Origin of the sequence: Blastococcus sp. TF02-09, from assembly GCF_003319105.1 — a bacterium.
Lineage (GTDB): Bacteria > Actinomycetota > Actinomycetes > Mycobacteriales > Geodermatophilaceae > Blastococcus.
Genome location: NZ_QOHH01000002.1, coordinates 149216 through 163908, shown reverse-complemented (window position 1 = coordinate 163908; position 14693 = coordinate 149216). Strand labels below are relative to the sequence as shown.

General features: G+C 74.2%; 13 protein-coding genes. 10 read left to right on the top strand and 3 right to left on the bottom strand.

Annotation, left to right across the window (positions count from 1 at the left end):
- Positions 1-13: 13 nt before the first annotated feature.
- The gene (locus tag DQ239_RS20800; protein ID WP_113832824.1) at positions 14-961 is read right to left on the bottom strand and encodes a CAP domain-containing protein; all 948 of its coding nucleotides are present in this window, start codon (positions 959-961) and stop codon (positions 14-16) included.
- 195 nt (positions 962-1156) lie between these two features.
- On the opposite strand from DQ239_RS20800, the gene DQ239_RS03175 reads away from it, so the two are divergent.
- Positions 1157-2479 (top strand): hemolysin family protein, encoded by a 1323-nt coding sequence (locus DQ239_RS03175; RefSeq protein ID WP_113832823.1) that lies wholly within the window; start codon positions 1157-1159, stop codon positions 2477-2479.
- Here the strand turns inward: DQ239_RS03175 and galE are convergent.
- Positions 2476-3429 (bottom strand): UDP-glucose 4-epimerase GalE, encoded by a 954-nt coding sequence (gene galE / locus DQ239_RS03170; RefSeq protein ID WP_113832822.1) that lies wholly within the window; start codon positions 3427-3429, stop codon positions 2476-2478. The genes DQ239_RS03175 and galE overlap by 4 nt on opposite strands.
- A 35-nt stretch (positions 3430-3464) precedes the next feature.
- Here galE and hisC point away from each other — a divergent pair, with 35 nt between their 5' ends.
- Genes hisC through DQ239_RS03155 form a run of 3 tightly spaced genes read left to right on the top strand, consistent with a single transcriptional unit; the run spans position 3465 to position 6188 of the window.
- A complete protein-coding gene (gene hisC / locus DQ239_RS03165) occupies positions 3465-4577 on the top strand; it encodes a histidinol-phosphate transaminase (protein ID WP_113832821.1) in 1113 nt (370 codons plus the stop codon).
- A 16-nt stretch (positions 4578-4593) separates the two neighbouring features.
- Positions 4594-5625: a tryptophan--tRNA ligase gene (gene trpS / locus DQ239_RS03160; RefSeq protein WP_113832820.1), complete on the top strand. Its 1032-nt coding sequence runs from the start codon at positions 4594-4596 to the stop codon at positions 5623-5625.
- Entirely contained in the window at positions 5622-6188 is a 567-nt protein-coding gene (locus DQ239_RS03155; protein ID WP_113832819.1) for a 2'-5' RNA ligase family protein, read from the top strand. Before trpS ends, DQ239_RS03155 begins: the two co-directional genes overlap by 4 nt.
- Here the strand turns inward: DQ239_RS03155 and DQ239_RS03150 are convergent.
- On the bottom strand, positions 6169-7440 hold the full coding sequence (locus tag DQ239_RS03150; protein ID WP_113832818.1) for a serine hydrolase: 1272 nt from the start codon (positions 7438-7440) through the stop codon (positions 6169-6171). The genes DQ239_RS03155 and DQ239_RS03150 overlap by 20 nt on opposite strands.
- A gap of 261 nt (positions 7441-7701) precedes the next feature.
- Here DQ239_RS03150 and DQ239_RS03145 point away from each other — a divergent pair, with 261 nt between their 5' ends.
- From DQ239_RS03145 to DQ239_RS03120, 6 genes are all read left to right on the top strand, one after another.
- Entirely contained in the window at positions 7702-8751 is a 1050-nt protein-coding gene (locus tag DQ239_RS03145) for a BMP family ABC transporter substrate-binding protein (protein ID WP_113832817.1), read from the top strand.
- Between the two features lie 189 nt (positions 8752-8940).
- Positions 8941-10518, top strand: a complete 1578-nt coding sequence (locus DQ239_RS03140; protein WP_113832816.1) for an ABC transporter ATP-binding protein — start codon at positions 8941-8943, stop codon at positions 10516-10518.
- Positions 10515-11696 (top strand): ABC transporter permease, encoded by a 1182-nt coding sequence (locus DQ239_RS03135; protein ID WP_113832815.1) that lies wholly within the window; start codon positions 10515-10517, stop codon positions 11694-11696. The genes DQ239_RS03140 and DQ239_RS03135 overlap by 4 nt, the downstream gene beginning before the upstream one ends.
- Positions 11693-12979: an ABC transporter permease gene (locus tag DQ239_RS03130; RefSeq protein ID WP_113832814.1), complete on the top strand. Its 1287-nt coding sequence runs from the start codon at positions 11693-11695 to the stop codon at positions 12977-12979. Before DQ239_RS03135 ends, DQ239_RS03130 begins: the two co-directional genes overlap by 4 nt.
- Entirely contained in the window at positions 12980-13393 is a 414-nt protein-coding gene (locus DQ239_RS03125; protein ID WP_113832813.1) for a cytidine deaminase, read from the top strand.
- A complete protein-coding gene (locus DQ239_RS03120; protein ID WP_113832812.1) occupies positions 13393-14673 on the top strand; it encodes a thymidine phosphorylase in 1281 nt (426 codons plus the stop codon). Before DQ239_RS03125 ends, DQ239_RS03120 begins: the two co-directional genes overlap by 1 nt.
- Positions 14674-14693 lie beyond the last annotated feature (20 nt).

Sequence of the window (14693 nt, the reverse complement as noted above, 5' to 3'; positions counted from 1 at the left end):
AACGTGGCGGGGGTCAGGCGAAGAGCTGGGTCCACCAGGGGCCGCCGCCGCCGTCGGCGATGCCCACCCCGAGCCGAGTCAGGCTGCAGTCGAGGATGTTCGAGCGGTGCCCCGGGCTGCCCATCCACGAGGCCATGACCGCCGCCGCGTCGCCCTGCCCCCGGGCGATGTTCTCCGCCCGCGCCGACACGCCCGCTGCCTCGGCCCGGTCGAAGGGGCTCAGCCCGGCGAGGTTCACGTGGTCGAAGAAGCCGCGGTCCCGCATGTCGGCGCTGTGCGCGGCGGCGACGTCGGCCAGGCGGGCGTCGGCCGCCAGGGGTCGGCAGCCGGCGGCCGCGCGCTCCTGGTTCACCAGCGCCAGCACCTGACCGGCCCGGTCCGACCCCGCAGGGACGGCGGCCGGCGGCGGGGGAGCGGGGGCGGCGGGCAGCGCGGCCTGCGGCGCCGCGGTGGTCGCCGGCACCGGACCGGCGGGTGCCTCGGCGGCCCGCTCCGGCGCCGCCGGCTCCGGGACGACGGCCGACGGCGGCGGGGCCTCGACCGGCATCTCGACCGGCGCCGGCGCAGGCGCAGGGGCGGACGACGACGACGGGGGCGCGGACGACGACGAGGGCGCGGGAGCAGCAGCAGCCACCGGAGGCACCGCGCGCTCACCCCGGCTCGCCCTCTTCTCGACCCGCACCGTGCCGTCGGCGTCCATCGCCAGCGTCGCCGCGGCACTGGCGAAGGTCGCGGAGGTCGGGGCGCCGTCGAGCCCCATCACCACGAGTTCGTCCCCGGACGCCTCGTCGGCCGACGGCGGAGCATGCCCCGAGACCACGGGCGCTGCGAGCACGAAGCCGGTCACCACACCCGCCACCCCGAGGCCGCGCACCCACCGGCCGCGGCGCGGGCGACGGGCGGTGCGGGCCTCGGCCGCGTGGCGTGCGGACGACGACGGGCCGGTGGGGCGATGGCGCACGGGACTCCCCGGGGAAGATCACGATTCGTTATCGAGTCGAGACTAACCGTGAGCGCAAGGGCACCGACAGTCCTCGAGAGGCAGGTCACCCGGTGTCGCTGCGTCCGGCGACTGGACGGTCCCCTCCGGGCGGCGTCGTCCAGCAGGCACCATGGAGGCCCGCACCGCCCCCGATCCCCGAGGAGTACGCCGCCGGTGAGCGACGTCTGGCTCAGCATCGTCATGGTCGTCGTCTTCATCCTGATCGGCGGCGTGTTCGCGGGAGCGGAGATCGCCCTGGTCTCGCTGCGGGAGTCGCAGGTCCGCGGCATGGCCGAGAACGGCCGTCGCGGTCAGGCGGTGCAGAAGCTGCTCAGCGACCCGAACCAGTTCCTGGCCGCCGTGCAGGTCGGCGTGACGTTCGCCGGCTTCTTCTCCGCCGCGTTCGGTGCGAGCACGCTGTCCGAGCCCTTCGCCGACTGGCTCGAGGGCCGCGGCGTGTCCGCCGGGCTCTCGGGCACCCTCGCGCTGGTGCTGGTCACCATCGCGATCAGCTACGTCTCCCTGGTCGCCGGCGAGCTCACGCCGAAGCGGCTGGCCCTCCAGCGCGCCGAGGGTTTCGCGCTGCTGGTGGCTGCTCCGCTCAACGCCATCGCCAAGCTCTCCCGGCCCATCATCTGGCTGCTCTCGAAGTCCACGAACGCCCTGGTGCGGCTGTTCGGCGGTGACCCGACGCAGAGCGGCGAGTCGATCAGCCAGGAGGAGCTGCGCGACCTGGTGGCGGCGCACGAGTCGCTCAGCAGCGACGAGCGGCGGCTGATCGACGAGGTGTTCCGCGCCGGCGAGCGCGAGGTCCGCGAGGTCATGACGCCGCGCACCGAGGTCGCCTTCCTCGACGCCTCGATGACCACCAGTCGCGCGGCCAAGCAGGTCGCGGACTCCAACTGGTCCCGCTTCCCCGTGGCCGGCCGCGACCAGGACGACGTCGTCGGGTTCGTGCACGTCCGCGACCTGTTCTTCCCCAACCACCCCGCCGGCCGGGCCGCCACCGTGGGCGACCTCGCCCGCGAGGTGAAGCGCCTGCCGGGCACCGCCGGGGTGCTCACCGCGCTGAGCGAGATGCGGCGGGAGAACCAGCACCTGGCGATCGTGGTCGACGAGTACGGCGGCACCGACGGGATCGTCACGCTGGAGGACCTCATCGAGGAGGTCATCGGCGAGATCTACGACGAGTACGACGCCGAGGTCGCGCCCGAGGCCCGTCAGTCGCCGGACGCCCCGCGGGAGGTCGACGGGCTGCTCAACCTGGACGACTTCGCCGAGGCGACCGGGCTGCAGCTGCCGGACGGCCCGTACGAGACCGCTGCGGGCTACGTGCTCGCGAGCCTGGGCCGGCTGCCCGAGGTGGGCGACGCCGTCGAGGTGGAGGGACGGACGATCACCGTCGTCGAGCTCGACGGTCGGCGGATCGCCCGGCTGCGGGTCGAGCCGCCGCCCCCGGCCCCCGCGGACGACGACGGGACCTCGGCGGCCGGTTAGCGGGCCCGGGCGACGGCCCAGGCGTCCCGGACGATGCCGACCAGGTCCGTGTGCTCCGGCGCCCAGCCCAGGTCGGCCCGGATCCGGTCGCTGGAGGCCACCAGCTGCGCCGGGTCGCCGGCCCGCCGCTCGCCGTCGACGGTGGGGATGGCGTGCCCGGTCACCTCGCGGGCGGCGTCCACCACCTCCTGCACGGAGAAGCCGGTGCCGTTGCCGAGGTTGTAGATGCGGTGCTCGCCGGGGGCGGCGGCCGGCAGCGCCAGCAGGTGCGCGTCGGAGAGGTCCTCGACGTGCACGTAGTCGCGGATGCAGGTGCCGTCCGGGGTCGGGTAGTCGCGGCCGTACACGGTCAGCGCCTCGCGCTGCCCGGCCGCCACCTGCAGCGCGAGCGGGATGAGGTGGGTCTCGGTGGCGTGCCGCTCGCCCAGGCCGTAGGCCGCGCCGCCGACGTTGAAGTAGCGCAGGCTCACCGCCGCGAACCCGTGCGCCACCGCGTAGGAGGTCAGCATGTGGTCCACGGCGAGCTTCGAGGCGCCGTAGGTGTTGGTGGGCCGGGTCGGTGCGTCCTCGCGGATGGGCACCTGGTCGGGCTCGCCGTAGGTGGCCGCGGTCGAGGAGAAGACGATGCGGCGGCAGTCCACGGCGCGCATCGCCTCGAGCAGCGCCAGCGACCCGCCGACGTTGGTCGACCAGTAGTCCTCCGGCTGCCGCTGGGAGACGCCCACCAGCGACTTGGCCGCGAAGTGCAGCACCGCGTCGGGGCGGACGTCGGCGAGCACCGGAGCCGAGTCGTGCAGCGAGACCTTCGCCAGCGTGGCCCCCGACGGGACGGCGTCGGCGTGCCCGGTGGAGAGGTCGTCGAGCACGATGACCTCGTGGCCGTCGGACAGGAGGGCAGCGGTCACTACGCTGCCGATGTAGCCGGCACCACCGGCGACGAGGACACGCATGCCGCCACCCTAGGCGGACGAGGAGGCGACGACCCGTGGTGAGCCCACGCCCGGCCGTGCAGGCCCTGCCGGCGTACCGGCCCGGGCGCAACCCGGCGGACCTCGCCCGCGAGATCGGCGTCGACCGCGCGGTCAAGCTGGCGAGCAACGAGGTCGCCTTCCCGCCCCTGCCCGCCGTCGTCCAGGCCGTGGCCGCCGCGGCCGGCGAGACCAACCGCTACCCGGACAACGGGGCGGTCGTGCTCACCGCGGCGCTGGCACAGCACTACGGGGTGGACCCGGAGCAGATCGCCACCGGCGGCGGTGCGGTGACGCTGTGCCAGGAGCTCGCACAGGCCTACACCGAGCCCGGCACGAGCATCGCGTTCGCCTGGCGCTCGTTCGAGATGTACCCGCTGCTCGCCCGGGTGGCGGGCGCGCGGGCCATCCAGGTGCCGCTGGTCCCCGGTCGTGACGGCGGCCCGGCGGACACCCACGACCTCGACGGGCTGCTGGCCGCGATCGACGACACCACCCGCCTGGTCTTCGTGTGCAACCCGAACAACCCCACCGGGACGGCGGTCCGGCGCGCGGAGCTCGAGCGCTTCCTGGACGCGGTCCCCGCCACGACCCTGGTGGTGCTGGACGAGGCCTACCGCGAGTTCGTCACCGACCCCGACGTCCCCGACGGCATCGAGCTCATGCGCGGCCGCCCCAACGTCGCCGTGCTGCGGACCTTCTCCAAGGCCTGGGGCCTGGCGGGGCTGCGCGTCGGCTACCTCGTCGCCGAGGACCCCGCCGTCGCCGAGGCCGTCCGGAAGACGCACGTGCCGTTCAGCGTCTCGATGCTCGCCCAGGTTGCCGCCGTCGCGGCGCTGACCTGCGAGGACGAGGTGCGCCGGCGCTGCGCCGCGGTCGCGGCCGAGCGGTCGCGGCTCACCGCCGCCCTGCGCGAGCGCGGGCTGGACGTCGCCGACAGCCAGGCCAACTTCGTCTGGCTGCCGGTGGGGGAGCAGGCCGCGGAGCTCGCCGCGGCCCTCGAGGCGCGGGCGGTCATCACCCGCCCGTTCGCCGGCGAGGGGGTGCGGGTCACGGTCGGTGCGCCGGACGAGGACGACGTCTTCCTGGCCGCGCTGGACGCCGTGCGCGACGGTGCCCCGCCCCGTTGAACCTCCGGCTGGTTTGATGGCGGACGTGCCTCTTCCCCGTGTGCTGTCGGGCATCCAGCCGACGGCGGACTCCTTCCACCTCGGCAACTACCTGGGTGCGGTGCGGCAGTGGGTGAGCCTGCAGGACGACCACGACGCGTTCTACTGCGTGGTCGACCTGCACGCCATCACGATGGACTGGGACCCCGAGGTGCTGCGCCGGCGGACCCTGGTCTCCGCCGCGCAGCTGCTGGCCCTCGGCGTCGACCCCGCCCGCAGCACGCTGTTCGTGCAGAGCCAGGTGCCCGAGCACCTGCAGCTCTCCTGGGTCCTCGAGTGCATCGCCCGCTTCGGCGAGGCGAGCCGGATGACGCAGTTCAAGGACAAGAGCCAGCGGGAGGGCGCCGACGGTTCCTCCGTCGGGCTCTTCACCTATCCCGTGCTCATGGCGGCGGACATCCTGATCTACCAGGCCGACCAGGTGCCGGTCGGTGACGATCAGCGTCAGCACCTGGAGCTGACCCGTGACCTCGCCACCCGCTTCAACAACCGCTTCGGGCCGACGTTCACGGTGCCCTCCGGTTTCATCCCCGAGGCCGGCGCACGGGTCATGGACCTGCAGACGCCGGAGAAGAAGATGAGCAAGAGCCTCCCGCCGGCCGGCTGCGTCTTCCTGCTCGACGACCCGAAGGTCTCGGCGAAGAAGATCCGGTCCGCGGTCACCGACACCGGCCGGGAGGTCGTCGCCGACGCGGCGAACAAGCCCGGGGTGACGAACCTGCTCACCATCCACAGCGCCCTGTCCGGCCGCGGCATCGCCGAGCTGGAGGAGCACTTCGCCGGCCGGGGTTACGGCGACCTGAAGAAGGAGCTCGCCGAGGTCGTCACCGACTTCGTGACGCCGGTTCGGGAGCGCACGACCGAGCTGCTCGACGACCCTGCCGAGCTCGAGCGGATCCTGGCCGACGGTGCCGCCCGCGCGCGCGAGGTCGCGGCCCGGACCGTCGCCGAGGTCTACGACCGCGTCGGCTTCCTGTCCCCGGCCGCCGCACCCGGAGCGCCGGCGTGAACGACGACACCTTCGTGAGCCGGCGGCCGTCCCCGCCGGAGACCGCGGTCATCGGCGTCGTCGTCGCGATCCCGGAGCCGTGGGCCCAGCTGCTCGTCGACTGGCGCACCAAGGTGGGCGACCCCCAGGCCCGGCTCGTGCCCCCGCACGTCACCCTGCTGCCGCCCACCGAGGTGCCGGTCGCCGACCGCGCGGCGGTGGCCGAGCACCTGGCCGAGGTCGCGCGGGCGCACCCGGCCTTCGCCATGCACCTGGCGGGCACGGGCACCTTCAGCCCGGTGTCCGACGTGGTCTTCGTGACCGTGGCCCGCGGGATCGGCGACTGCGAGCTGCTCGCCACCGACGTCCGCCGCGGCCCGCTGGACCGGCCGCTGGCCTATCCGTACCACCCGCACGTCACCGTGGCCCACGACGTGCCCCCGGACATGCTCGACCTGGCCTACAGCGGGCTGGCCGACCTCTCGGCCGAGTTCCGGGTGGAGCACTTCACCGAGTTCGAGCAGACAGCGGACGGGGCCTGGGCCGTCGCCCGCGAGTACCCGCTCACCGGTCCTCCTCGCTGACGGCGCGGCGCGGCGGGGGCACCCGGCGCACCGCCCGCCGCCGGCCCACCACGGTGGCCACGACCACGACGACGGCGGCCACCGCCAGCGCCACGCCCACGACCGGCGACGCGTCGTCCCCGGTCGACGCCGCCGTCGCCGCCGGCTCGACCGCGCGCGAGGTCGTGCGGGGGGTCGTGCGGGGAGCCGCCTGCGAGGGTTCGGCGACGAGGTCGGCGGGCGTCACCAGCCGGCCCACGCCCTTGCTGCCCGGCGGCACGGTGAACCCCCAGTCGAGCAGCAGCGCGGCCTGGTCGGCGGCCCGCAGCGGCTGATTCTCGGTGTCGAGCACGCTCACCACCAACCGGCGGCCGTCCCGCTCGGCGGCGGTGACGAAGGCGTGCCGGGCGGCGTCGGTGAAGCCGGTCTTCCCGCCGAGCGTGCCGGGATAGCCCGCCAGCGGGTTCTGGTTCTGGATCTGGAAGCCCGGCGCCCGGCCGGGGACCTCGGGCACCTGCGCCGTGGGTGTGGTCAGCACCGCGGCGGTGACCGGGTCGGCAACCAGGGCGCGGAAGATCAGCGCCAGGTCGTAGGGCGAGGACGACTGCCCGGCGACGTCGAGGCCGGAGGGCCCGCCGACCACGGTGTCGTAGGCGCCGAGCGCCTCCGCCGTCGCGGTCATGGCGTCGACCACCGCCTCGGTGCCGCCCGCGGCGCGGGCCAGCGCGGTGGCCGCGTCGTTGCCCGACTGCAGGACCAGCGCCTGGAACAGGAAGCCGACGGGGTAGCTGCCGCCGGCGACCAGGCCGACCCGGCTGCCCTCCACCTGCTCGTCCTCGGGGGTGCCGACGACGACCTGCGCCGGGTCCAGGCGGTGGGCCAGGGTCAGCAGCGTCAGCGTCTTCAGCGTGCTCGCCGGGTAGTAGCGGCCGTGCGGGTCGCGCGCGGCGAGGACGGCCCCGGAGCCCGCGTCGGCCACCAGCCACCCCGAGGCGGCCAGCCCGGCGGGCAGGGGCGGCGCGTCGTCCGCCACCACGAGCCCGCGGGTGTCCAGGTCGTCGCCGCCCACGGTGCTGCCGTCGTGCGCGCTGCCCTGCGGGGGCCGCTCGGCGGGGGGAGCGGTCGGGGTCGGGGCGGACAGGTCCGCCGTCGGTCTCGTCGTCGAGCCGGTGGCCGGGGTGCCCGCGGCCGCCGTCGACGCCACGGGGAGCAGGACGAGACTGGCCGCCAGCAGCCCCGCCACCGCTCCCCGTGCCGCCCGCGCGAGTCCCATGCGCCGCACGGTAGGGGCCGGGCCGCCTCCGTGGGCCGCACGTGACCTCCGTCGCCGAACGCCGGGTCCTTCGCAACGATCGGGTCTCAGTCCTCCTCGCGGCCGGTGGAGGTCCGCGGCCCCGCGGTTAGCGTTCTGCGTCGTGTCGCGGCGGTGCGCTCCTGCGCCCGGCCGGCGGCACGGGCAAGCAACCCATCGGGACCAGCCGCCTCCGGGCGGCCGGGTCCCCCCAGAGAGGAGATCGTCTTGCGCCGAGCGCGGATGACGAAGACGGCGGCACTGCTGCTGGCCGGCGGCCTGGCCCTGTCGGCGTGCGCCAGCGACGAGGACGGCGGCGACAGCGGCTCGAACGGCGGGAACGGCGGCGGCGACCTGAAGGTGGGTGTCGCCTACGACACCGGCGGTCGCGGCGACAAGTCCTTCAATGACTCGGCCATCGCCGGCGTCGAGGCGGCCGTGCAGAGCCTCGGCGGCGACGTCGACGAGGACATCGAGGAGCTCTCGCCCAACGAGGACGACTCGAACCGCGAGGAGCTGCTCACCCAGCTGGCCGAGGCGGACTTCAACCCGGTCATCGCGGTGGGCTTCGCGTACGGCGACATCATCGCCGACATCGCCGCGGACTACCCCGACACCCAGTTCGCGATCGTCGACACCTCGGTCGAGGACCTGGGCGTGGACAACCTGACCGGGCTGATCTTCGCCGAGGAGCAGGGCAGCTTCCTGGCCGGCGTTGCCGCCGCGTCGAAGAGCGTGACCGGCCACATCGGCTTCGTCGGCGGCCAGCAGAGCCCGCTGATCGAGAAGTTCGAGGCCGGCTACGTCGCCGGTGCCGAGGCGGTCAAGCCCGACATCGTCGTCGACGTCACCTACCTCTCCCCGGCCGGCGACGGCTCCGGCTTCGGTGACCCCGAGGGCGGCAAGGTCGCGGCGCAGGGCATGTACCAGGCCGGTGCGGACATCGTGTTCCACGCCGCCGGCGGTTCCGGTGAGGGCGTCTTCGAGGCGGCCGTCGAGGCCGGTCAGCGCGCCATCGGCGTCGACTCCGACCAGTACCTGAGCGCCTCGCCCGACCAGCAGGGCGTGATCATGACGTCCATGCTCAAGCGGGTCGACCTGGCGGTGGAGGACTACCTCAACTCCTTCGCCGACGACAGCCTCGAGTCGGGCACGGACATCCTCAACGACCTCTCCACGGAGGGTGTCGGCCTGTCGGAGTCCGGCGGCTACATCGACGACATCCAGGACGTCATCGCCGACTTCCGTCAGCAGATCATCGACGGCGACGTCGAGGTCCCGACCACCCCGTGATCCAGGCGCGGGCCCGCGAACGGCGGGCCCGCGCTCACGGCGGTCCCACGGCGGGCCCGGGCGCACACGCCCGGGCCCGCCGTCGCCATGAGGGTTGCCCGACCGGCCGCCCACGGCGTGCGGGATCATCCGGACAGCACCAGCCGAGGTCCGCCCACCGGCGGACGCACCGGAGAGAGAGGCCCACCCATGGCCGAGGCACCAGCCGGCGCGCACCCCGCCGCTGCCGCGAACGGCGACGCCCCGTACGCCGTCGAGCTGCGCGGCATCACCAAGCGCTTCCCCGGCGTGGTCGCCAACCGCGACATCGAGCTGCGGGTCCGCCGCGGCGAGGTGCACGCCATCGTGGGCGAGAACGGCGCCGGCAAGTCGACGCTGATGAAGACGCTCTACGGCATGCACCGCCCCGACGAGGGCACGATCCTGCTCGACGGCCGCGAGACGACGCTGCGCAGCCCGGCCGACGCGATCGCCGCAGGCATCGGCATGGTGCACCAGCACTTCATGCTGGCCGACTACTTCACCGTCCTGGAGAGCATCGTCCTGGGCAGCGAGCCCACGTCCGGCGGCCGGCTGGACCGCGCCGAGGCCCGGCGCCGCATCCGGGAGATCTTCTCGCGGTACGCCCTCAACCTCGACCCCGACGTGCTCGTTGAGGACCTCGGGGTGGGCGACCGGCAGCGCGTCGAGATCGCCAAGGTGCTCTACCGCGGGGCGACGACGCTGATCCTGGACGAGCCCACCGCCGTCCTGGTCCCGCAGGAGGTCGACGAGCTGTTCGGCAACCTCGCCGAGCTCAAGCGCGAGGGCCTCACCGTCATCTTCATCTCGCACAAGCTCGACGAGGTGCGCAAGGTGGCCGACTCGATCACCGTGATCCGCCGCGGCACCACCGTCGGCAGCGCCGACCCGAGGACGACGACGGCGCGCCAGCTGGCCGAGATGATGGTCGGCTCGGAGCTGCCCTCGCCGCAGACCCGCACCTCGACCGTGCGGGAGACGCCGGTGCTGGAGCTGCGCGGGGTCACCGTCGCCTCGCTCACCGGCCGCCCGGCCGTGGACGGCGCCACCCTCACCGTCCGCGAGGGCGAGGTCGTGGGCATCGCCGGCGTCGAGGGGAACGGGCAGGCCGAGCTCGTCGACGCGATCATGGGGCTGCGGCCGCTCGCCGGGGGCACGATCTCGCTCGGCGGCGACGACATCTCCGCGTGGAGCACCCGCAGCCGCCGCGAGGCCGGCGTCGGCTTCATCCCGGAGGACCGGCACCGCCAGGGGATGCTGCTCGACGCGCCCCTGTGGGAGAACCGCATCCTCGGCCACCAGACCCGCCCGCCGGCGGTCAAGGGCGTGTTCATCGACCGCTCCGGGGCCCGCACCGACACCGAGCGGATCATGCGCGAGTACGACGTCCGCGCGCCCGGTGTCGACGCCCTCGCCGTCGCCCTGTCCGGCGGCAACCAGCAGAAGCTCATCGTCGGGCGCGAGATGAGCTCCGGCCCCCGCCTGCTGATCGCCGCCCACCCGACCCGCGGGGTCGACGTGGGCGCGCAGGCGGCGATCTGGGAACTGCTCAAGGACGCCCGCGCCGAAGGGATGGGGATCCTGTTGATCTCGGCCGACCTGGACGAGCTGATCGGTCTGTCCGACACGCTGCAGGTCATGCTGCGCGGCCGGCTGGTGGCCGAGCTGGACCCGGCGTCGCTCACGCCCGAGGAGCTCGGCGGGCACATGACCGGCGCCCACGACGGCTCGGGGAGCGCCGCGTGACCGCCGTCCGCCGGGTCGGCTCCGCGCTGCTGGCGCCGGCGATCGCGGTCGTCTTCGCCGTGGTCATCACCGCGCTGGTCATCCTGCTGATCGGCGAGAACCCCTCGACCGCGCTCCGGGTGCTGTTCGACTTCGGCGACACCCCGGCGCAGCAGACCCAGTCGATCGTGGTGATCCTCAACCGGGCGGTGCCGTTGTTCCTGGCCGGCCTCGCCGTGTCGGTCGCTTTCCGCATGGGGCTGTTCAACATCGGCGTCGAGGGCCAGTACCGGATGGCCACCGTGCTGGCCGCCGGCGCGGGCGCCGCGGTGGCGCTGCCCGCGCCGCTGCACGTCCTGCTGATCATCGTGGTGGCGATGGCGGTCGGTGCGCTGTGGGCCTCGATCGTCGCCATCCTCAAGGTCACCCGCGGCGTGAGCGAGGTGATCAGCTCGATCATGCTGAACTTCATCGCGCTGGGCATCGCGTCGTGGCTGCTCACCGGCCCGCTCCGGGGGAGCGAGGAGGGCGCGGCGATCATCACGACGGAGGACCTGCCGGAGTCCGGCCGGTTCCCCGCCATCAACGGCCTGTTCGACGTCGTGGGCCTCGCCCAGCCGCGTGGTGAGCTCTACGGCTTCCTGCTCGTCGCGATCGTCGTCGGCATCGCGATCGCGGTGCTGCTCAAGCGCACCCGCTTCGGCTTCGACCTGCGGGCCACCGGGCTCTCGCCCTCGGCCGCCACCGCCAGCGGCATCGACGCCCGCGGCATGGTGCTCAAGACGATGCTGATCTCCGGCGCCGTCGCGGGCCTGATCGGGCTGCCCGACCTGATGGGCCGCACCCACCACTTCGGCACCGAGTTCACCGCCGGACTGGGTTTCCTCGGCATCGCCGTGGCCCTGCTGGGCCGGAACTCGCCCGTCGGCATCGCGTTCGCCGCGCTGCTGTTCGCGTTCCTCGACCGGGCCGCGGTGCCGCTGCAGTTCGCCGACATCCCGGCCTCGGTGGTGACGATCATCCAGGGCACGATCGTGCTGGCCGTCGTCGTCGCCAACGAGATCGCCCGGCAGCTCACCCGCCGCCGGGCCGAGCGCGACACCGGCCAGGGTGGTCCGCCCGCCCCCGAGAGTCCGTCCCCGAACCCGACCGGCACGGCCGGCAGCCGCATCGACGAGCCCCAGGGGGCCGGAGCATGAGCGCCGCGACCACGACGACGACCAACCGCCCGGCTGCGAGCCGCGGCCCGCTCACCGACCTGCTCATGGGTGGTGGGCCCGCCCGTCGCGCCGCCTGGATCGTCGTCGGCCTGATGCTGCTGGTCTCGGTCGTCCGGACCGTCTCGGGCGAGCAGGCGCTGACGTCGTCCTCGACGTTCGCGACCGCGCTGCTGCTGGCGGTGCCGATCGGGCTGGCCGCCCTCGGCGGGCTGTTCTCCGAGCGCGCGGGCGTGGTGAACATCGGCCTCGAGGGCATGATGATCCTGGGCACCTGGGGCGCCGGGTGGGCCGGTTACCAGTGGGGCTGGGCCGGCGCCATCGTCGGCGGGGTGCTGTTCGGTGCGGCCGGCGGGCTGCTGCACGCGGTCGCCACCGTCACCTTCGGCGTCGACCACGTCGTCTCCGGTGTGGCGATCAACATCCTCGCCGGCGGCATCGTGCGGTTCCTCTCCGAGCTCGTCTACGTCGACAACAAGGCCGGTGGCGGTGTGACGCAGTCGCCCGCGCTGTCCAGCCGGCCGCCGAGCTTCTCGCTCCCGGTGCTCTCCGACGGGCCCGACCTGCTCGGCGACCTCGCCGACCGGCAGTGGTTCCTCGTCTCCGACGTCGCCGGGCTGCTCCGGGGCGTGACCAGCGGGGTCGGTGTCCTCACCCTGGTCGCGATCCTGCTGGTGCCGATCAGCTACCTGGTGCTGTGGCGGACGGCGTTCGGTCTGCGGCTGCGCGCGTGCGGGGAGAACCCGGCGGCCGCGGACTCCCTCGGCGTGCCCGTCTACCGGATGAAGTACATCGCGGTGCTCATCTCCGGGGGCCTGGCCGGGCTCGGGGGCGTGGCGCTGGTCTTCGTCGCCAACATCTTCAAGGAGGGGCAGACCGGTGGGCGCGGCTTCATCGGCCTGGCCGCGCTGATCTTCGGCAACTGGCGGCCCGGTGGGCTGGCCGCCGGCGCGGGCCTGTTCGGGTTCGCCGACGGTCTGCAGCTGCGCAGCCGCACCGCCGTCGTCGCGCTGCTGCTCCTGCTGGCCGTGCTGCTGCTGGTCGTGGCGGTGCTCCAGACCGTGCGCGGCAAGTACCTGCAGGCGGTGCTGGCCGCCGGCTTCGCGGCGCTGAGCCTGGTCGGCTTCCTCACCATCGGCGAGCTGCCCGAGGGCATCGTGTCGTTCACGCCGCACCTGATCACGCTGCTGGTGCTGTCGCTGGCCTCCCAGCGGTTGCGGATGCCCAAGGCGGACGGCCTGGTCTACCGGCGGGGGGAGCACTAGGTGGAGATCGACTGGGACGTCCTGCGCACGGCCGCCCGCGAGGCGATGACCCGTGCCTACGCGCCGTACTCGCGCTTCCCGGTCGGCGTCGCCGGGCTGGTGGACGACGGCCGGCTGGTCACCGGCTGCAACGTCGAGAACGCCTCTTACGGCCTGAGCCTGTGCGCCGAGTGCGGCATGGTCAGCGATCTCGCGCGCTCGGGCGGTGGCCGGCTGATCGCGGTGGCCTGCGTCGGCGGGGACGGGCAGCCGCTCATGCCGTGCGGCCGCTGCCGCCAGCTGCTGTGGGAGTTCGGGGGTGCCGAGCTGCTCATCGAGACGGTGTCCCTGGGGATCGTCCCGATGCGCGAGGTGCTGCCCGACGCCTTCGGCCCGGACGACCTGGTGGCCGCGGCGGAGCGGGGGCAGCGCTGATGGCCGACCACGACGCGATCGACGTCATCCGCACCAAGCGGGACGGCGGCGAGCTCACCGCCGACCAGATCCGCTGGGTCATCGACGCCTACACGCGCCGGCAGGTGCCCGACGAGCAGATGAGCGCGCTGCTGATGGCGGTGTTCTTCCGCGGCATGACCGCCGCGGAGCTCGCCGTCTGGACGCAGTCGATGATCGACTCCGGGCAGCGCAAGGACCTCTCCGCGCTGGGGCGCCCCACCGCGGACAAGCACTCCACCGGCGGGGTCGGCGACAAGATCACGCTGCCGCTCGCGCCGCTGGTCGCCGCCTGCGGTGTCGCGGTGCCGCAGCTGTCCGGGCGGGGCCTGGGCCACACCGGCGGCACGCTGGACAAGCTCGAGGCGATCCCCGGCTGGCGCGCCGACGTCGGCGAGGAGGCCTACCTGGCCCAGCTGCGCGACGTGGGTGCGGTCATCTGCGCGGCGGGGGAGGACCTCGCCCCGGCGGACAAGCTGCTCTACGCGCTGCGCGACGTCACCGGCACGGTGGAGTCGATCCCGCTGATCGCCAGCTCGATCATGAGCAAGAAGATCGCCGAGGGTGCCGACGCCCTGGTGCTGGACGTGAAGACCGGCTCGGGTGCGTTCATGAAGGACCCCGACGCCTCCCGCGAGCTGGCCCGCACCATGGTCGGCCTCGGCGAGGCGGCCGGCGTGCGCACCGTGGCCCTGGTGACGGCGATGGACCGGCCCCTCGGCCGCGCCGCGGGCAACGCCGTCGAGGTCGCCGAGTCGGTGGAGGTGCTGGCCGGCGGCGGCCCGGCCGACGTCGTGGAGCTCACCCTGGCGCTGGCCCGCGAGATGCTCGCCGGCGCCGGGCGCCCCGACGTCGACCCGGCCGAGGCCCTCGCCGACGGCCGGGCCATGGACGTGTGGCGGCGGATGATCGCCGCGCAGGGCGGCGACCCGGACGCGGCCCTGCCCAAGCCGGCCGAGACGCACGTGGTGACGGCGCCGGCGACCGGCACGCTCACCCGGCTGGACGCCTACGCGCTCGGGGTGGCCGCCTGGCGCCTGGGTGCCGGGCGGGCCCGCAAGGAGGACCCGGTGTCCGCCGCCGCCGGCGTGCTGTGGACCGCGGGCGTGGGGGAGCAGGTGACCGCGGGCCAGCCGCTGCTCGAGCTGCACACCGACGACCCCGCCCGCATCCCGCGGGCCCTGGAGGCGCTGGAGGGCGCCGTCGCCGTCGACACCGGTGACACACCCCTGCCCCTGGTGCTGGACCGCATCACGGCGTGAGCGGGGTCTCCCCGGCGCAG

Coding starts and splice junctions, on each gene's coding strand:
- trpS (WP_113832820.1), top strand. CDS start 4,594: ATGGCGGACGTGCCTCTTCCCCGTGTGCTGTCGGGCATCCAGCCGACG.
- DQ239_RS03120 (WP_113832812.1), top strand. CDS start 13,393: ATGGCCGACCACGACGCGATCGACGTCATCCGCACCAAGCGGGACGGC.
- DQ239_RS03145 (WP_113832817.1), top strand. CDS start 7,702: ATGACGAAGACGGCGGCACTGCTGCTGGCCGGCGGCCTGGCCCTGTCG.
- DQ239_RS03130 (WP_113832814.1), top strand. CDS start 11,693: ATGAGCGCCGCGACCACGACGACGACCAACCGCCCGGCTGCGAGCCGC.
- DQ239_RS03140 (WP_113832816.1), top strand. CDS start 8,941: ATGGCCGAGGCACCAGCCGGCGCGCACCCCGCCGCTGCCGCGAACGGC.
- galE (WP_113832822.1), bottom strand. CDS start 3,429: ATGCGTGTCCTCGTCGCCGGTGGTGCCGGCTACATCGGCAGCGTAGTG.
- DQ239_RS03150 (WP_113832818.1), bottom strand. CDS start 7,440: ATGGGACTCGCGCGGGCGGCACGGGGAGCGGTGGCGGGGCTGCTGGCG.